Raw genomic sequence first — 19,028 nt, forward strand, 5'->3', positions numbered from 1 at the left:
GATCCTGGATAAAGTTTATCTAATTTGAACTTTTAATCTTTAAATATAACAGCTTGGACACAGCTTCGCCCTTTCAGTCCCATTTCTATATGAAACCTAAGCCAATTTTATGTCCAAAAGCGTCGATTAAACGCCTACCGTACTGTCAAAAAGGACTAAGCCTTCTTCTTCATATCGATCATTGGAAAGGGTGAATACTACCTTTCGCTCGATTAATTCTTCTATTCTTGACTTTAGTCCTTTGATGTAATCTTGATTTAATTGATCACCGGTGACCAATACGTCAATAGTGCCCGTATCGATACCTTTAGCGATATCTCCTACCAAAACTACCTGACCCACCTCTCCCATTCGATCTAGAATTTGTTCCAGCAGTCTATCCAACCCGAGATATTTTCGGATTATTTCCTGAATATTGATGAAGAATGGGTGATGGGTATTCGCTTTATAAGCAATCTTATTTTTGTTGGATTCTTTCAGCAAAATTCCGGCCTGAGTTAGATTATTAAGCTCTTTTCTAATGGCATTAGTAGATTCACCAAATTCATCCGCCAATCCTCGCAAGTGACTTCGGTTTTGGTCATTTACAAAAAACTTCACGAGAAGTCTCAGCCGTGTTTTAGAGGTAATAAGAGACTCAAGCATTAAAAATTAGATATAAAGCGAGTACCAAAGGTACTCATTTCAATAAATTGAAAAACTAATTTGTCGGAAAATTAGGCCAAAAAAATCCAGAATTAATCCTAAAGATTACCCCGATAAATGTTCTTTGGCTTTTTCCGAAACATTTTCCAAAACAGGTGGCCGCTTAAACCACTGAATGCACCAAGTACAAATCCAATCACAGCCGTGATCAATAAAATAGCCATCGCAGAATTTACTCCAAATAGCTCTCCCATTTTCTCAGGCAAATCACTTCCTGTAGAAAACTTCAAAAACAGAGCCAAAGAAGTCCAAGCCAACGCCATTCCAAAACCACCACCAAAGAAAGCTGCAAAGCTTCCAGGGTGCATCAATGCCCCAAGTAATGCTAGGGCTATCATTGCCCCAATATAGGATGTGGCGCCATTCACAAGAAGGACAACCACAAAGGAAAGAACCAAGAATGCTATAAATTTCATTGTTTTGGAGTCAGGTTGGTTTCAAATAAGATGTTTTCAGTTTGATTTGACTCTCTCAAATCAAAGTTGAGGTACTCCCCATTGGCCCATTTGGAAATAAAATTATCGTAATATTTTGATCCTGGATTCCCGGATTGACCTCCTGGATAAATACCATAGGCTTTTATTGGTTCGCCCAACTCCACGACCATTCGCCAACTTGCCCCTGCTCTGCTACTAGTTGCATTCAAAATACCCGAACCTCCACCGGTGTAGACATTCTTCACCGAGAAAGACTCAAATTGAGGTACCAAGTGCTGAATACTAGTCCTTTTATAATTTGCCCAGGCATAATCCCCCTCCTCATTTTCCCACTCTTTCATATCGGCCACCATTTCTTGAAAGGCTTTGTTGACATGAATCTTGGCTGTTTCAACTTCATCGGTCATTTTATTGTCAAAAAACTCACTCTCCGGATTCTCCCGCATCAATTTGACAGTTTGGTAGTAATTTGGACGTACTACCGGCACATTCCATTCTTCCCATTCCTTCCAAAGTTGATTGTAGGTCTTTCCCCACCAATTGTAAAATAGCGTGGGTGCTTTCTGATTGGGGTCAGCATAAAAATCCCAGTCTTTCAACTCTTGCAAATATTTGGATGCTTTTTCATCTTGAAAATCTTGAGTTTCCAAAAGTTCGATCATTACAGGCAAGGCCTCGGCAGCATGAAGGTAATAATCGTCAAATTGAAGAGCCTTCATTTCCTCCACTGTTATGGAGTTTAACCTTCTCAACTCCCCGTTCAACCTTCGATTTCTGTAATGCTCGTAGCTATTGTCAAAGACATAATAAGGGTATGAAGGATCCACTGGATGCTGATTAGCTGAAGAAACAAAACCGCGCTCTGGATTGAGGGTACTAGGGTTGTGCTCATTGGGAATATAAGCCTGCCATTCCATCTGCGGATCTGCTCCATCCATGAAGAATTTACCTTGACCCTCCCATTTGACAGGGAATTTACCTTGAATCCTCATGGCTATGTCCCCTTCCTTTGATGCAAAAACAAAGTTCTGTGCAGGAGCGGTGTAATGGTCTAAGGCATCCATGTAATCTTGGTGGTTTTTGGCCTTATTCATCTTCAAAAATGTAAGCTGCTCATTCGAACCCATGTGCACAGTCCATTTCAGCGAAAAGTTGACATCCTGACGGTCCGACCGGAAACTTCTATCATAAACTACCGGGCCATAATGAGTGTAGACTACGGTATCCATAAAGGTTTCCTCACCTTTTACCTTTATCTCTTCAATGCGGAAGGAACTCTCTCTCCATTCATCACCATATCGATATCTACTTCTGCTATCATCTTCAAAAGTGATTTTGTACCAATCTCTGGCATCCTTGGTTGCGTTTGTCACTCCCCAAGCGATATTTTGATTAAATCCGGAAATCACCCCTAAAGCTCCTGGGAGCGTGGCTCCTTTGACAGAAAACTCCGGAGTAGTAAGTTGCATACTGTACCAAAGGGAAGGAAGATTCAGACTCAAATGTGGATCATTGGCTAGAATTGGGTTTCCGTTTTGAGTTTTGGAGCCGGAAACGGCCCAATTGTTTGACCCGACCCCGTCCTCTGGCTGTGGCAATGGATCGATGGTCAAAGCGTCATTTGGATAATTCAATGAGTCAGGCACATCAATAGATACAGGTGTAAAATCCCAAACCCGATCGGCTTCAATCACAGGGTCATTCTCTTCAGGAAACTCTGGGAAAAGAACATCCAATTTCTCCTGCCCAATAATCTTTCGAAGATTGGAGTATTGTAAATCTCTGTCACCCATCAGCATATCTGACATGTACTTTAGAAGCAGCAGAGATTTGTATGCGGACCATTTTTCAGGTCGATAATTTAGAATCTTGTATTCTACAGGTAGTCTTGCATCATCCAAACTTTCGACATACTGATTCACACCATCCGCGAAAGCATCAATCAAGGGCATCATTTCTGGATGATTTTCTTTGACAAATTCATAGCCTAACTCTGCTCCGTAGGCGAGTCCTTTTCGACGGGTCATTCGGTCCAATTCCAAAGCCACCGGCCCTACAATTTCAGAAATACGACCTGCTGCAGCCATCGTCTGAAACTCCATTTGCCAAAGTCTATGCTTTGCTGTCACATAGCCTTGAGCCCGATAAAGATCTTCAGCATTGTCAGCAAAGATGTGAGGAATCAAATTCTCATCATAAACCACCTTTACCGTAGAATTTAGCCCAGCTAGTTCTAGATTTTCGGCAGCAAGATCATCTTCGCTGTACATGTTTTGCCAAAAACCAACATTCGGATCAAGAAGTGGCGCAAGTGGTGGCGCTGGTCCTAAGGGCTTTGAAGCGAAATATCCAAGAGAAAGGGTGATTAGCAATACGAGGATAAACCAGAAATACTTCATGAAATTCGGGTGTTTTAAAGATTGCCAATATAGCAAAATCAAAAATAGCTTCGACAGCTACTTATAAAAAAGCAAAACCCTGACTTTGGATAAAATCAGGGTTTTATTTGGTTTAAATCAATTCCTATTGAATACTGATTGGAAGTTTTAGCTTTTCCCAACGAATGACCAAGCCTGGCTCCTCGATATCAATTGCAAGGCGCTCTTGAGAGCTTTCTTCCCAAGATGGAGTTACCTCTACCCGCAATACATCCTGCTTTTCATCATACTGAAAATGCCCATGCTCCAAATCCCATTCACTATTAAAGATTACTGTCCAGGCTCCTGATTCTTTGGGGATGGTGAAAAGAGAATACTTACCTGCTTTGAGGCTTTGACCTTCAACTGTCATATCCTCAGAAAGATCTACAAAAGTCGCCTCGTTGGCACCGGTACGCCAAACTACATTATAGGGAACCAAGTCACCCCAAACGGTTCTTCCTTTTACCGCAGGAGATCCATACTGCACCTTGAATGCCTTTCCGGCTATTTGCCCTTCTTTGACTTCTAGTGGACTTGGTCGAGATTCGGCTTCAGAGGATTCAGATACTTCCATTGAATCCATCTCCTCGGAACTTTCCTCTTTCGAGCCTCCACAGGCTACCATGACCATCGTAATCAACATTGCAAAAGGAAAAACGTATCGTTTCTTCATCATATTATTTGGTTGGAGTTTTCGTTAAAACAAAGCTACAAAATCCTTGCCTGAACTTTTATCAAAGGTTTTGCAGCAAATAAGTAAAATCATTTTGTTTTTGCATCACATTTGCTGCTATACGGTTTCGCCAAGCCCAAAGTTGGGTGGCGCGCTAATAAAAATCAAAATTTGATTCATACTTTTACAAACCTTATGAGATATTTTGCTTGGCTGCTTTTTTTCGTTTCCCTGCTGATATTCGGCAGTGTGTATGTCAGACCAGGTGATTTCCAGTATGTTGGCCTCATTCCTTTTTTTATTCCCCTCATTTGGCTAGCCAATCTTTTTTTGTTCTTGATTTTAGCATTGAGTTGGAAAAAATCTGCTTTAATTCCGCTTTTTGCATTAGCAATAGGGTATCGATTCGCTGAAATCACTGTGCAATGGAACCTAACCAATGATAGTAAGCAAGGACTAAGTGTGCTGAGTTATAATGTTCACCTCTTTGACTACAAGCGGAGAATCGGAGGTGAGTTTGATCCTAATATCTTTTCTTGGATTCAGGAGCACCCGGCTCAGATCAAGGTATTTCAGGAGTTTTATCAGGACTACACCTCTCCCTCCCGTAATGCCGTGAACTTACTGGGAAAGGAGAATGACAAGGAGATTTATTACGAAATCATCGAAGGAAGACCTGACAGGAGATCCTATGGACTCGCTATAAGTTCTGCCTTACCCATAGTCAACCAAGGGAAGGTGTTTGATAATAAAAAAACCAATGGGGCGATTTTCGCAGATGTCCTCTACCAAAAAGACACGATCCGAATCTACAACTGCCATCTAGAGTCCATGAAAATCAACTCTGAAAATCTAGATGATCTCGAGGGGGTTAGAGCCAATTATCGACAAACTCTCAAAAAACTTCATCAAGGTAGTCTTTACCGGAGTCAGCAACTTGACGTTTTGGAGCAACACATCATTAACTCGCCCCATCCGATCATTTTGATGGGAGACTTAAATGAAATCCCCTATTCCAATAGCTATTTTCGATTGAGTCGAAATTTGAACAATGCCTTTGAGAACGCCGGTAAAGGATTTGGATTCACTTACAATCGGGTACTATTTTTCCTCCGCATCGATCATATTTTCTCCTCTCCAAATCTGAAAGCGACCCAATTTGACACTCATCGAGAAGTAGATTATTCGGATCATTATCCTGTTTCAGCGACTTTTCAATTGATAGATTAAGTCTCAGAGTTTTGTTTTCCTTCCCAAACGCGCTTCATGGGAATGAGAAGTAGCGGTAGTAGCATCAAGTCAGCCAAGAGCGCAAAAACCAAGGCACAACTAATGAGTACTCCGGAGTAAAAAGTCACTCCAAAATCACTCAATACAAACAAGACAAATCCCGACACCAAGACTACGGTAGTCAGCAGAATGGCTTTTCCCGTCTCCAAAAACGTCCGCTTCATGGCGTAAAAGAAACTTCTACCGGAGCCTAGTTCAAGTCTGAATCTTGTCATAAAATGAATACTGTCATCTACAGCAATCCCAAATGCCACCGTAAATAAAATAGCGGTAGTCAACTTGAATTCTATACCCAAAAAGTACATCACTGCAAGCATTAAAAGAAGTGGAATCACATTTGGGATTAAAAGCAAAAATGAAATCCGCCAAGAGCGGAATAATATCCCTGCGATAAGCCCTACCAACAAAAATGCTACCCCTAGGCCTCTCGCCATCTGCCAGGTGACCGACTCATGACCCTGATCAATCAAAAAAGCAGTGCCTGTCCATCTTGTTTTCAAAAGTGATGAGTCCAGTTCAGATTGGATAAACCGATCTAGCTCAGATCTCAAGTTTCGCATCTTATAACTTCCGAAGTCTGGCAATCTTCCACTGATTCGAGAAATTCTCCCAGTCGAATCGATGAGTCCTTCTACCAATCCGCCGCTGCCTTGCCTCAAAATCCGCTGCATACGGATAAATTGACCACGACTTGGAAACCGAAACGCATCCACATCACCCTGATTTTGAGCCTGATTAAGGGTTTTTGTGAGTGTAATGGGAGATATGAATTTATTTTCTCCAAAAACCTCATTCAATTCCTCTTCCAGCTTTTGGACCTGCTGAAGAACTTCATAATCCCAAAATGTATCAGCCTCCTCCCCTAGCTCCAAGGAAAGCTCAAACGGATTTGATCCCCCAAACTCACTGTCAAAATATCCAAAGTCCTCTCGAATGGTATGGTCAAAGGGTAAGTTATCGAGCAGGTATCCATTAATTGGGATTCTCAATCCTAAAAAAACTGCAATGATACTCATCGCCAGAAAGCCAAAACCGATGACTTTTCTTCGCTTTAAAATCAGGGAAAAGAGGGTTTGCAAACTGACAGCTCGTTTGGCTTTCAAAGGCCTGGCATTTAAGCTTTTGCTCACCAAATAAAGGAGTCCCGGACTAATGCCTATCACTGCCAAAAAGATCATGAAAATCCCGACAGCCGTGGTCAATCCAAAATCCTGAAGAGCCGGAATGGAAGTGAACCAAAGGGAAAAGAATCCTAGGGCAGTGGTCATCATGGTCACCAGAACCGGAATAAAAAGCTGCTTATAGGAATGTCTTATCGCTTCCTTTTGATCTGTATCGGCTTGAAGCTTCTTGACCAAATGAACAAAAAAGTGAATCAACGCACTGAGCCCAACTATCAGGAAAATGGTTGGTTGCATGACAGACATTAAGGCTAAGGGCTTTCCCATCCAAAGAATCACACCAAAAGCCCACAAAACCCCAATCAAGAGAACCACAAAAGGAATCACCACTCCCCACCAAGATCGAAATAACAGGGTCAGGATCAAGAGCATGACCACCAAACTAATGGCAAAGAAAAATCCGAACTCAGATTGCATCAATTTTACGAAATCTCCCTGAGTTTGAATTTTACCGGCAACGGCTCTTAGTTTTAATTCGGACTCATCGATTTCCTCACGAATAGACTGGTAAAGCACATCCCCAGCCTCCTTGCTCATACCTGTTTTATTTTTCACAAGCAAAAGCAAGGCATTGCCATCCTCAGAAATCAAACTTCCTGCAAGCTGACTATTAGGTAAGGTTAAGTTAACCCGACTTTCATCCCAAGTGACTACCTGTCTAAACTGAACTCCAAAAGCTCCAATTCGAGGCTCTCTTAGGTCTAAAACTGAAATGGTAGTATCCACTCCTTCCAAGACCTTAATTTGAGATTGTAGACTTTCGAAATTCGAAAGAAATTCAGGCTGCCAGAGTTCTTGGTCATCATTTTCAAAAGCAAGAAGAAGGTAATCATTGTCCCCTCCGAAAATATCTGCGTAACTCTTATAAAAACTCAGCGCTTCATTATCCTGCGGAAAAAACTGTTCAAAATCATAATCAAACTTTGGAACGGGTCGCCAAATCAACAGAATAAGGGTAAAAAGTCCTGAAAGCGTGAGAAATATGTTTGATTGTTTTTTTGAAAACATTCTGAAAGGCTGGTCCAAATCTCTGACAAGTATAAGCAGAAAGCTTCACCTTTGTTTGTAGAGATTCAGATTTTCCGAGGAAGCTATTATCTTGTATCAATATTTAAAACTTGAAGCAAAGACCATGAAGCAGTATCACGATTTGATGCAAAAGATTTTGGATGAAGGGACAAAGAAAACGGACCGGACAGGTACGGGAACCTTGAGTATTTTTGGTCATCAGATGCGATTTGACCTATCTGAAGGCTTTCCTGTGGTGACTACAAAAAAACTGCACCTTCGTTCCATCATCATAGAGCTTCTTTGGTTTTTGAGAGGCAGTACAAATATTGATTGGCTAAAAGAAAACGGAGTATCCATCTGGGACGAATGGGCTGATGAAAATGGAGACCTCGGTCCAGTTTATGGGTATCAGTGGCGCCACTGGCCTGATGGCAAAGGCGGTGAAATCGATCAAATCAAGAAACTCGTAGAGCAAATCAAGAATAAGCCGGATAGTCGTAGACATATCGTCAGTGCTTGGAATGTAGCCGATGTAGACAATATGGCTCTTCCGCCTTGTCATACCCTTTTCCAGTTTTACGTAGCCGATGGCAAACTTTCTTGCCAACTTTATCAAAGAAGTGCAGATGTTTTCTTGGGAGTACCTTTCAATATTGCTTCGTATGCGCTTTTCACCATGATGCTAGCGCAAGTATGTGATCTCGAGCCAGGAGACTTCGTTCATACTTTTGGAGATGCACATCTTTACTTGAATCACCTTGAGCAAGCCAAACTTCAACTAAGCCGAGACCACAGGCCTCTTCCTACGATGAAAATAAACCCAGAAGTGAAGGATCTTTTTGCTTTCAAGTACGAAGATTTCGAATTGGTAAACTATGATCCGCACCCACATATCAAAGCTCCTGTGGCAGTCTAATTAAGAATCTCGTGCCATGCTAAATCTACAAAGAGAGACACTAATCGATAGCTATATCAATTCCTATAATCAAAAGGATGTGAAGGGAATGCTAAAACCTCTTCATAAAGATGTAATCTTTGAAAATTATACAAATGGAGAGATAACTCACAGTACCCAAGGAATTGATGAATTTGAAAAGCAAGCTATTCAAGCCTTGGATTTTTTTGAAACCCGGGAACAATCACCGGAAAAATATATTCACCAGGCACGTTACACTGAAGTTCACTTGAAGTATCATGCCATTCTTGGGAAAGATTTTCCGGATGGAAGCTTGAAAAAAGGTGAAGAAATCAACCTGAAAGGCAAATCAGTTTTCACATTTAAAGATGGCTTGATTTCAAAAATTCAAGATTACTCTTAAAATAAAAAAGGCTGTCAAATTCGATGACAGCCTTCTTTTTCGGGATTATCTTAGTCTTCTAACTCATATTTGAGCGTCCTTCCTTTTTCTACAGCAGGCAGTCCCTCTGTCATCCAAAGTGGAGCTGGTGCACCTTTCAGATAATGGTCAAAGAACTGACTTAGTCGAATAGATAGATCCTTTCGATTTTTGCGTTGACGAAGGTTATGATCCTCTCCATTGTACTGTAAAAGCCATGCAGGCTGATTCAGTCTTTTCAAAGCCATAAACATTTCAATCCCCTGGTACCAGGGCACTGCTCCATCTTCATCATTGTGCATGATCAATACCGGTGTCTGTACTCTATCCATGAAGAATAGTGGAGAGTTTTCGATGTAGTAAATCGGCTTTTCCCAAAGCGTACCACCAATTCTTGACTGGGTCTGCTCATATTGGAACATTCGGCTCATCCCTGTTCCCCAACGAATTCCGCCGTAAGCAGAGGTCATATTTACCACGGGAGCACCTGCTCCTGCTGCTTTGAACATATTCGTTTGGGTAATCAAATAAGCAACTTGATAGCCTCCCCAACTCTGACCTTGAATGGCCATATTATCCGCATCCACAAATCCTTTTGCCACAATAGATTGTACACCTGGAATGATACAGTTGTAGGCACTAGGTCCCGGAAGTCCTAAATCGTATTTGATATCTGGCACAAATACCACATAATCATTGCTTACGAAATAAGGAATATTGATTGTGGAAGCAGAAGGTGCAGGAGAACGATAATTATGCAATCCATCACTGTTTCGCTCATAAAAATATACCATCATTGGATACTTCTTGTTCGGGTCAAAATACTCTGGCTTGTAGAGCAATCCTTGCAGTGGGGTACCATCATTGGCTAAATAATCTACCAACTCCACGCTGCCCCATTTGACCTGACTTTGCTGAGGATTCAGGTTTGACACCTTTTTCATATCCTTCAATTTCAAATCTGTGATATACAGGTCGGGACTTTCCTTATAGGTGCTTCTCTGAATTACTAAATGATCGCTCTCTTTCGCTTTATTCAATCCATAGTATCTGTGTGGAGTCATCAAAACTTCTGAAAGCGTTTGTCCAGAATAATCTCCCTTGTACATTCCGGATTCCTTGGTAAGCTCGTTGAATGCAGTTAGATACAATTCAGATTTCGGATCAATAAATCGCTCTTCACGATCCAAAGATTGGCGTCTAAATGTGATCTTATTCTTTCTTCCCTCGCCTTTCGTAATATTCAGAGCTGCAGTGGGATTACGTGGATCAATCTTCCAGACATCATAACGATCGTTGATCAAGATAGCCGCATCTCCTGCCATCCAGCCTCCAGTACCATATGAACCTGGTAGGGATGGAGAATCATGAAGCTCTTCATAGAAGGGTACATCCAATGCTTCCGTCAGATTGATTCGCTTTTTATTTGCGACATCAAAAGCCACCCAAGAACTATCCCGAGAGCCATACCAAGTGATGAATTTTCCTTCCGGAGAAAGACTTGGATAGCCTGGCACATCTTTCTCGATCAATGTCCGGTCTCCCGTTTCGAAATCTACCAAATAAATGTCTCTACCAATCTGAATATTCCAGCTGTATTCTCTACGATACGGACTATCTGTCCAAGCGATTGCCGTGGTATTTTCTACTTTGCTAGGCAAAATCAGATTTTGAATCTCGCGGTCTTCTAGCTGATGTATCTGCTTTGAAGAAATATCCATCACCGCTTTGTATGCTCTTTTTTCCTCTCTTGACTTATTTCTCAATTGCATGGGCTGGATTTCAGCATCCTGCCAGCCCCAGATATCCAAGCTTACTCGATCTTCATCCAGAATGGTGGTGTCGCTTTCGTATGCATAGTCCACGTAATCATTGGTCACTCCGAAGAAGAGTAACTGTTCATCCTCTGAAAACACGATCGATTCATCCTGACTGATTCTAGCATCAGATAGAATTCCTTGAGAATTTTCATCCGCTATTTTTTCGAGGTTTTGAGAAGCTGTTTGATAAAGCATCAAAGAGTAATAGGGCTTTTCAGCTTTGGTAGAATCGTCTGTTGTCACAAATGCCAAAAACTTAGATGCTGGAGAAAACTTCATCCTAGAATACTCAGTGAAGCCTTCATGAATGCTAGTTTCCTCCCCTGTCTGAAGATTAAGAAGGTGAATGGATGCATTATCTAAGGTATCTTCTGTTGCCAAGACAAATTGAAGAAAGTCTCCATTTGGCGAAAAACCGTAGCTCTTTACCCGGTCGAATTCATACTTTTTCGAGCCATCCAAGGATCGAACCAATAATTTTGTTCCGTCAGTTTTCTTTGGCTTTTCCGCTTTAGCTGTTGAGTCAGCGGGATCCTTTTTGGCAGGTTTTTCTTTTTCAAAATGAATAGCAATCCAACTTCCGGACTTTTCAGGAATGGAAAAAGATTTGACCTCTGCTAGCTTTTCGATGGAGCCTTTAGCCAAATCATAGATAAACAAGCTATCCTTAGGCATTTCATCCTTTTTGGTCTTTTTAAGCTTCAAAACACGAACCGAGTCATACTGTGGCTCTATTTTCCCCACGGCAAAAGCATCGTCAGGAGAGAAATTCCAGCCTGATGCCCGGGGGATAATCATTTTTTTGGAGGGATCCCGATAGGGCATCAACTCCAGTCTTGCATCCCCTTCTTGAGGTGAGATCATATATCCTACCCACTTCCCATCTTTGGTAATGCGGTCAGAAGATAGGCTCTCCCATCCGTCATAGTCCGCATGAGTCAGAGAGCGTTTTTGCTGAGCGTGCCCTTCTAGACTCAGAAAAAGCAGCAAGAAAACCCCTGCCGCAATTATTCTACTTTTAATCATCATATAATAATCAATTATTTAGCGTAATTTCTTGACTGATAAATCCTCCACGCGTGGAAGACAGTTTGATTTTTCCGGTGACTTCTTCATCCATTTTTACTTCCACTCGGAAGGTCACTTTTTTTGTCTCTCCTTTCCCTGTATGTCCTGCATAAATTGTCTTATCATATAGCTCAGGAGATGTGATTTTCACTTTGGCATTTTCATACCCTTCCATCAGTTCCTTATCAAACTCCAGCGTGACACGATCTTCCTGAACAATCTTAACCAATTTGGCTTGCTCAAGGGCAACAGGCAATCCACCTACATTGGTCCAAGAAAGAGAAACCTCAAATACACCATCGGATATTTTTTTGACCTCTGGAGTCTCTACTTTCAACTCAGGTAGTCGTTGAGCCATAGCCAAATTGAACAAGGCTTGTTTTCTAGCCCAATCCTCAAGTTGCCAAGGTGGACCATTTTGTCCAAAGAATTTAGGATGAAAACCTCCAATCTCTACTTCGCCCAATTCAGGATGGGTGAAAGGTGTCCAAGATTTAAATCCACGGCCTCCGTTTTCCTCTTCATCCCATACAAGACCATCATAGTCATCATAGACCCCATCCCCATTATAATCTTTCATAGCCCCGTTGTTCCAGAGCTCATCACCATACCAAATGCTTCCGAAATAAAAGTAGCCAAAGTCAGGACCATGACCGAAAAGTGGAGAAGGCTTGAGTGGGTCTCCTGTCAATCGATTGACTTTGTAGCGAGTAGAATAGGTTTCATAGACATCTCCAGCCCATGGATAGGCCGTATAGGAAAGTCCAAGCTCATCCATTTCCTTGTAAATCGCCAAATCTTCAGGATACATTCGCTCCTCACTTTTGGAGGTGGATGGTGGACGAAGGTGCATGGGAACACGTGTATCCATGGAGTTGACCACAGAAATATTGGGATGGCTTAGAATCCACAATACAGTAGAGCGGGTTTCTGCTTCACTTAGCGGGTATTGACCGGCACCATATTGAGTGTAGCCTCTTCCTGTAAGGTCTCCTCCGATATCCGGACGCCAATTTTCAGGGTAATTTCTATGAAGGTCCAAGCCTCCTACCCCATCTTCATTGTAATCTCCATCTCCATCATTGTCGATACCTTCGGTGAAAACTAAATAATCACCTTGGCCGGCAAAAACACGCTTCATCAGCTTGCCGGATGGATGGTCGGGATTCACGATATAATTTGCTTTTTTCTTTTCCTCCTCCGTAACGGCCATTTTGCGCATTTGATATATGATCCCATCTCCATCAAGATCTTCCTCGGGATCTTCGTCCACCAAACCATCTCTATCATTATCATGAGGTCTTACGGTGCTTCTGTTTCTCTGAGCCGAAAAAAGATAAAGGTTGGAACCGTCCGGGTTATTTTGTGGCCGGAGATAGATTGCTTTGGTGTCAATCAAATGAGTGATCTCTTCGTCCTTTCCGTAGTTTTCCAATAGGTGCTTGGTCAGCCAAAGAATAGATTCTGAGGAAGTGATTTCACCTGAATGTCTCCCTCCTTCGAAATAAGCAGCAGGCTTATCGGTATCCTTTCCTGTCTCCTTATTCGTGATCGTCATTTGGTAAATGGGCCTACCTTCAAATGAATAGCCGATCACATATAAATCTGTGATTTCTGGAAAGGCTGCAGCCCATTTTTCGTACCAATGGTACATCACATCAACTGTGTGATACTTATCAAAAGTCAGTTGGTCACCGGGGGTATATTCCACTTCAGGGAAAACCTCCTTTTTGAAAAAAGAAGGACCATGGCGTTCACCAGATACAGTGTAGTATTTTCCTTTTGAGTCTTTTTCAGGATAGGCTTTATCCTTTCGGAACTCCTTGACTTGGGCAAATCCCTGCCCTAAACCAAAAAAGGCTAAGAGTAAAAGTATGAGTTGCTTATACATATTGGTGGCATTTTATTACTTGGCTAAGGTAAAAAAGCCAAGAAATCGATTCACCACCGTTTAAAAAAAATGTAGGAGAATTATTCTTTTCGAATTGTCAATTCGAAAGTCGTCGAATTGTAAGTTGGGTATCCTGGCACAGCCTTGCAAGCAGGCAATTTCCTGATTAAATAATCCATCCGCTCTTGCGTACCTTTATCCAATTCAGTTAGGAACTCATAACCACTGACTTTTCCTCTAAAATCCACCTTGACCAAGACCTTCACCTCTTCATACTCTCTTGACTTTTTGGTGCGGAACAAAAATGGCGAGTAAGAGTCAATCATATCTAAGGTATACTCCGGCCAAACCCAGCTAGAAGCAAGATCGCGAGCAATCTCTTTTTCCTTCACTGTCAAAGGCAAATAGGTCACTTCTTCGGAAGATACTATCTCCGCCTCTAAGTTTTCATAGGCTAAATTTCTGAAACTAACCTTATTGTAATTTACTTCAGCTTTGGAGACAATGCTTGCTGCCTGTGCGCTTGAAGGTTGAATTGGGTGAACACTAATCAATGTTACACTTAAAAACGCTACAAAAATCTTGATGGATAGGGCTGTTTTTGTCATGATTTTTAAAGGATTGCTCAAAAATACATTAAATTTTTTTTCGAATACAATTTTTTGCATTTTAAATTTTAGAAAGCCCAAACAAAAAAGTCCTGCCACCGGCAAGACTTTTTTCAGAATATAAACCCAAATATAACTTTAGAGATTAAAAGTCCGATTTTTAGCTGAAAATTCGGATTTTATTAATCACTTCAAAATTAAAAATAATCAAAAGCAATTAAATCCAAATTTTTTAAACGTATTCAAATCGGCTACAAATAAAAAATAAAATCGATTCAATTACAAATTGAAAAAATAATTTTGCATTATTTTGAACAATCTCTAATTTACAAGCAGTTTCGTTAAAAATCATCTAAAAACTATCTAAAAAGATGGACAAAAATTCAGATATCGATAATATAGATTTAAAAATTATCTCCTTACTCAATGAGGACGCAAAGACTCCCTACACCGAAATAGCCAAAAAAGTCTTTGTCTCATCCGGGACGGTTCACGTCAGGATGAAAAAGCTAGAGGACATGGGGATTGTGAAAAGTGCGACCTTAAATATAAACTTCACCAAACTTGGATATGACATCGCAGCTTTTTTGGGAATCTACCTAGAGAAAAGTTCCCTCTATGACACCGTCATTGAGCGACTCAAAGAAATATCTGAAGTTGTCAGCGCCTATTACACCACAGGCAACTATTCCATTTTTGCAAAAATCATCTGCCGAGATACCAACCACCTCAGAATGGTTCTGGACAAAATTCAAAAGGTAGAGGGCATAGACAGAACGGAAACCTTGATTGTTCTTGAAGAAAGTATCAATCGCCCGATTCAATTTTTCGATAAAGAAACAAAATAAAAATACTATTTGGACTAAATCTAAATAAAAAACTATCCTGTTTAAAAGCCTCTATTGGGGCTTTTTTTTATTTTTATTTAAACTGAATTTCAGCGTTTTTCTGCTCATTTTCATTGACAAACAGCATCCCTGATAGAATTTTCGTATAACCGGGAACATTATATTTTGATTATAAGTTGTACCTTCGCAAGCAAAATGTAATTAGTCTAAATAACTCGCCCCATGAGCAAAGACAATCAGATTTTAGAAGAGTTTACATCCAAAGAATATGAGCACGGCTGGTCCGTCAATTATGAAGCAGATGAAGCTCCTTTAGGCCTTAATGAAGAAATTATACGATGGATTTCCGCCAAAAAAGAAGAGCCTCAATGGCTTTTGGATTGGCGCTTGAAAGCTTTTCGCGCTTGGGAGGCTATGGAAGAGCCTGAATGGGCTAACGTCACCTACCCAAAGGTGGATTTCCAAAAGCTTCGATACTATTCAGCTCCTAAACAAACCAAAAAGCCAAAATCATTGGACGAAATCGATCCTGAGTTATTGGCCATTTATGAGCGCTTAGGGATTTCATTGAATGAGCAAAAAAGGCTTCAAGGAATTGCTGTTGATGCAGTCTTGGACTCCGTGTCTGTAGCGACCACTTTTAAAGGCACACTTGCCAAGTTGGGAATCGTCTTCTGTTCCTTTAGCGAAGCAGTAAAAGAGCATCCCGAACTGGTGAAGAAATACTTGGGATCAGTAGTTCCCATGACAGATAACTATTATGCTGCTTTGAATTCAGCAGTATTTTCTGATGGATCCTTTTGCTATATACCGAAGGGTGTCAGATGTCCAATGGAGCTATCTACCTACTTCCGTATCAATGCTGCCAATACAGGACAGTTTGAGCGAACTTTAATTGTAGCCGAGGACGAGTCTTACGTATCGTATTTGGAAGGCTGTACTGCCCCCCAAAGAGATGAAAATCAACTTCATGCTGCTGTTGTAGAAATTTATGCAGGAGCACATGCTGAAGTAAAATACTCAACCGTACAGAACTGGTTCCCTGGAGACAAGGATGGAAAAGGCGGAATCTACAATTTCGTAACGAAGCGTGGAATCTGTGCCGGAGATCATTCTAAAATTTCTTGGACTCAGGTGGAGACGGGTTCTGCTGTGACTTGGAAGTATCCTTCTTGTATCCTTAAAGGAGACAATTCAATCGGTGAATTTTACTCTGTAGCTGTCACAAACAACATGCAGCAAGCTGATACAGGAACAAAAATGATCCATATCGGCAAGAATACTAAATCACGAATCGTATCGAAAGGTATTTCTGCAGGTAAATCTCAAAACTCCTACCGAGGACAGGTTCAAGTGATGAAACGTGCTTCCAACGCACGGAATTTTTCACAGTGTGATTCATTATTGATGGGTGATCGATGCGGAGCTCATACCTTCCCATACATTGATATCCAAAATCCAAGTGCCAAAGTAGAGCATGAGGCTACTACTTCTAAAATTGGAGAAGATCAAATTTTCTACTGTAATCAGCGTGGTATCAGCACAGAAGATGCAGTAGCCTTGATCGTCAATGGATACGCCAAAGAAGTATTGAATCAACTTCCTATGGAGTTTGCGGTAGAAGCTCAAAAGCTTCTTGCCTTGACCTTAGAAGGATCAGTAGGTTGATCCAGTAAAACCATTAGAAATAACACAACTATGCTATCGATAAAAAATCTGCATGCCGCAGTGGAAGGCACGCCTATTCTCAGAGGAATCAATCTCGAAGTAAAACCAGGTGAGGTTCACGCTATCATGGGACCAAATGGTTCTGGCAAATCTACGCTTGCTTCTGTTTTAGCAGGACGGGAAGAATATGAGGTTACTGAAGGAGAAGTAATTTTCAAGGGAAAAGATCTATTAGACTTGGCGCCGGAAGACCGTGCTAGAGAAGGAGTCTTTTTGGCATTTCAATACCCGGTAGAAATCCCCGGAGTATCTTCTACCAACTTCCTAAGAACAGCCCTAAACCAAGTACGTGAATATCGTGGTCAGGAGCCTTTGGACGCAGTAAAGTTTCTTTCCTTGATGAAGGAGAAAATGAAATTGGTTGAGATTGACCAAAAATTGCTTAGCCGTTCGCTCAATGAGGGATTCTCTGGAGGAGAAAAAAAGAGAAACGAAATTTTCCAAATGGCAATGCTAGAGCCCACGCTTTCCATTTTGGATGAAACAGACTCTGGTCTCGATATCGATGCACTTCGAATCGTATCGAATGGCGTCAACAAGCTGAAAAGCCCTGACACTGCTACTATCGTAGTAACTCACTACCAAAGGCTGTTAGAATACATTGTCCCTGATTACGTGCACGTGTTGTACAAAGGACAAATCGTCAAGTCAGGTACAAAAGACCTTGCGCTCGAACTGGAAGCGAAAGGGTATGACTGGATCAAAGAAGAAGTAGACGCTGCTGTATAAATCAATAAACATGAGCACTTTAGTAAAAGAAGATTTATTTGAGAATTTGCTTGAAAGCGCTCCCGCTAACTTCACGGAAGCCAGACAGACAGCGAAAAACTTATACCTAAAATCAGGTCTTCCTGCTCCAAAGGAAGAAGAGTATAAATTCACCGGAATCACCAAAAAGCTTGAAAAAAGCCTAGATAATTTCAATCAAGCTAATCAGCTTTCGGTAGAAGAAAACCTGATCAAAGAATCTGTTTTTCAAGGATTTGAGGGAGATGTTTTGGTTTTTTCCAATGGAAAATTCCTTCAGGAAATGTCCTCCACTATCGAAGGCCTTGAAGTTTCTAATATTCTATCAAGCTCAGCGGAGATCGGTTCTATTGCCAAAGCAGAAAAAGATGCCTTTGCTGCTCTAAATCAAGCGAGCTTTTCAGGAGGAATCAGCATCAAAGTCCCTAAAAAGACCAAAGTTGAAAAGCCCATCTTGCTGCTCTCTTTCAATGGAGCAAATGACGGGCAGGTTATCACGCCTCGATTCTGGATAGAAGTGGGTGATTTCTCAGAGATTACTTTCCTAGATCAAAGTATCAGTATGGGAGAGGAAGCTTACTTTGTCAACAAAGTAGTTGAAATCAAAGGAGGACTAAACTCCCACATCAATTACTACAGACTACAAAACGAATCCAATCAGGCGATTGAGGTCAGCAATATTGAGACAGATATTCAGTCTGATGCCCGATTTACTTCTGTGAATATTTCTCTTTCAGGAGATATGGTTAGAAATAACCTTAGCCTAAACCTTCTCGGTAGCAACTCGGAAGGAAATATGTACGGGATTTATTTGCTGAACGGAAAAACGCATGTAGATAATCATACCAATGTGGACCATACGATTCCGCATGCTGAGTCAAATGAGATGTATAAAGGTATTTTTGACGCTCAGTCCAGAGGAGTTTTCAACGGAAAGATTTTCGTAAGACAAGACGCACAAAAAACCAATGCATTCCAACAGAATAATAATGTCCTGCTTTCTGAGGATGCCATCGTGAATACCAAACCACAATTGGAAATTTGGGCAGATGATGTTAAATGTTCACACGGCTGTACAGTAGGTCAACTTGATGAAGAGGCTTTGTTTTATCTACAAGCTCGAGGGATCGGTAAGGTCCAAGCCAAAGGATTGCTTTTATATGCTTTTGCTGGAGAAGTGATGGAGAAAATTGAGGAAGAAAGCTTTAAAAACCATGTTGTCGGGCTGATCCAAGATCGTCTAGGCAGCAAATTCTAACAATAC

General features: G+C 41.2%; 15 protein-coding genes. 7 read left to right on the forward strand and 8 right to left on the reverse strand.

Annotated features, from left to right (window positions below):
- Nucleotides 1–126: 126 nt before the first annotated feature.
- The 4 genes from OU792_RS01295 to OU792_RS01310 form a co-directional block, all read right to left on the reverse strand.
- On the reverse strand, nt 127–645 hold the full coding sequence (locus tag OU792_RS01295; RefSeq protein WP_026944730.1) for a hypothetical protein: 519 nt from the start codon (nt 643–645) through the stop codon (nt 127–129).
- 98 nt (nt 646–743) lie between these two features.
- Complete coding sequence (locus tag OU792_RS01300) at nt 744–1,121, reverse strand: hypothetical protein (RefSeq protein WP_026944729.1); 378 nt, start codon at nt 1,119–1,121, stop codon at nt 744–746.
- Nucleotides 1,118–3,541, reverse strand: coding sequence for a penicillin acylase family protein (locus OU792_RS01305; protein WP_274669262.1), 2,424 nt, complete (start codon nt 3,539–3,541; stop codon nt 1,118–1,120). The genes OU792_RS01300 and OU792_RS01305 overlap by 4 nt, the downstream gene beginning before the upstream one ends.
- A gap of 124 nt (nt 3,542–3,665) precedes the next feature.
- Entirely contained in the window at nt 3,666–4,235 is a 570-nt protein-coding gene (locus tag OU792_RS01310) for a DUF2911 domain-containing protein (RefSeq protein ID WP_026944727.1), read from the reverse strand.
- Between the two features lie 195 nt (nt 4,236–4,430).
- Here OU792_RS01310 and OU792_RS01315 point away from each other — a divergent pair, with 195 nt between their 5' ends.
- Complete coding sequence (locus tag OU792_RS01315; protein ID WP_274669263.1) at nt 4,431–5,465, forward strand: endonuclease/exonuclease/phosphatase family protein; 1,035 nt, start codon at nt 4,431–4,433, stop codon at nt 5,463–5,465.
- On the opposite strand, the gene OU792_RS01320 is transcribed toward OU792_RS01315, so the two are convergent.
- Entirely contained in the window at nt 5,462–7,714 is a 2,253-nt protein-coding gene (locus OU792_RS01320; RefSeq protein WP_274669264.1) for an efflux RND transporter permease subunit, read from the reverse strand. The two genes, OU792_RS01315 and OU792_RS01320, sit on opposite strands and share 4 nt — an antisense overlap.
- 124 nt (nt 7,715–7,838) lie before the next feature.
- Between OU792_RS01320 and OU792_RS01325 the strand changes: the two genes are divergently transcribed.
- Nucleotides 7,839–8,633, forward strand: coding sequence for a thymidylate synthase (locus tag OU792_RS01325; RefSeq protein ID WP_274669265.1), 795 nt, complete (start codon nt 7,839–7,841; stop codon nt 8,631–8,633).
- Between the two features lie 16 nt (nt 8,634–8,649).
- Nucleotides 8,650–9,036, forward strand: a complete 387-nt coding sequence (locus OU792_RS01330) for a nuclear transport factor 2 family protein (protein WP_274669266.1) — start codon at nt 8,650–8,652, stop codon at nt 9,034–9,036.
- A gap of 50 nt (nt 9,037–9,086) precedes the next feature.
- Here OU792_RS01330 and OU792_RS01335 read toward each other — a convergent pair whose 3' ends face one another.
- From OU792_RS01335 to OU792_RS01345, 3 genes are all read right to left on the reverse strand, one after another.
- Nucleotides 9,087–11,903 carry a prolyl oligopeptidase family serine peptidase gene (locus OU792_RS01335; protein WP_274669267.1) on the reverse strand — a complete coding sequence of 939 codons (2,817 nt, stop codon included), beginning with the start codon at nt 11,901–11,903 and terminating at the stop codon, nt 9,087–9,089.
- Nucleotides 11,904–11,910: 7 nt separating this feature from the next.
- Entirely contained in the window at nt 11,911–13,833 is a 1,923-nt protein-coding gene (locus OU792_RS01340; protein ID WP_274669268.1) for a M14 family metallopeptidase, read from the reverse strand.
- Nucleotides 13,834–13,913: 80 nt separating this feature from the next.
- Complete coding sequence (locus OU792_RS01345) at nt 13,914–14,441, reverse strand: hypothetical protein (RefSeq protein ID WP_274669269.1); 528 nt, start codon at nt 14,439–14,441, stop codon at nt 13,914–13,916.
- 371 nt (nt 14,442–14,812) lie between these two features.
- Here OU792_RS01345 and OU792_RS01350 point away from each other — a divergent pair, with 371 nt between their 5' ends.
- The 4 genes from OU792_RS01350 to sufD all read left to right on the forward strand — a co-directional run bounded on the left by OU792_RS01350 (nt 14,813) and on the right by sufD (nt 19,022).
- Nucleotides 14,813–15,289 (forward strand): Lrp/AsnC ligand binding domain-containing protein, encoded by a 477-nt coding sequence (locus OU792_RS01350; RefSeq protein WP_024283199.1) that lies wholly within the window; start codon nt 14,813–14,815, stop codon nt 15,287–15,289.
- Between the two features lie 222 nt (nt 15,290–15,511).
- Complete coding sequence (sufB, locus tag OU792_RS01355; RefSeq protein WP_026944720.1) at nt 15,512–16,957, forward strand: Fe-S cluster assembly protein SufB; 1,446 nt, start codon at nt 15,512–15,514, stop codon at nt 16,955–16,957.
- Nucleotides 16,958–16,987: 30 nt separating this feature from the next.
- Nucleotides 16,988–17,746 carry a Fe-S cluster assembly ATPase SufC gene (sufC, locus tag OU792_RS01360; RefSeq protein WP_274669270.1) on the forward strand — a complete coding sequence of 253 codons (759 nt, stop codon included), beginning with the start codon at nt 16,988–16,990 and terminating at the stop codon, nt 17,744–17,746.
- A 10-nt stretch (nt 17,747–17,756) separates the two neighbouring features.
- Nucleotides 17,757–19,022, forward strand: coding sequence for a Fe-S cluster assembly protein SufD (sufD, locus tag OU792_RS01365; protein WP_274669271.1), 1,266 nt, complete (start codon nt 17,757–17,759; stop codon nt 19,020–19,022).
- The last annotated feature ends 6 nt before the right edge of the window (nt 19,023–19,028 follow it).

It is taken from the genome of Algoriphagus sp. NF, from assembly GCF_028823735.1.
Classification (GTDB): Bacteria; Bacteroidota; Bacteroidia; order Cytophagales; family Cyclobacteriaceae; genus Algoriphagus; species Algoriphagus marincola.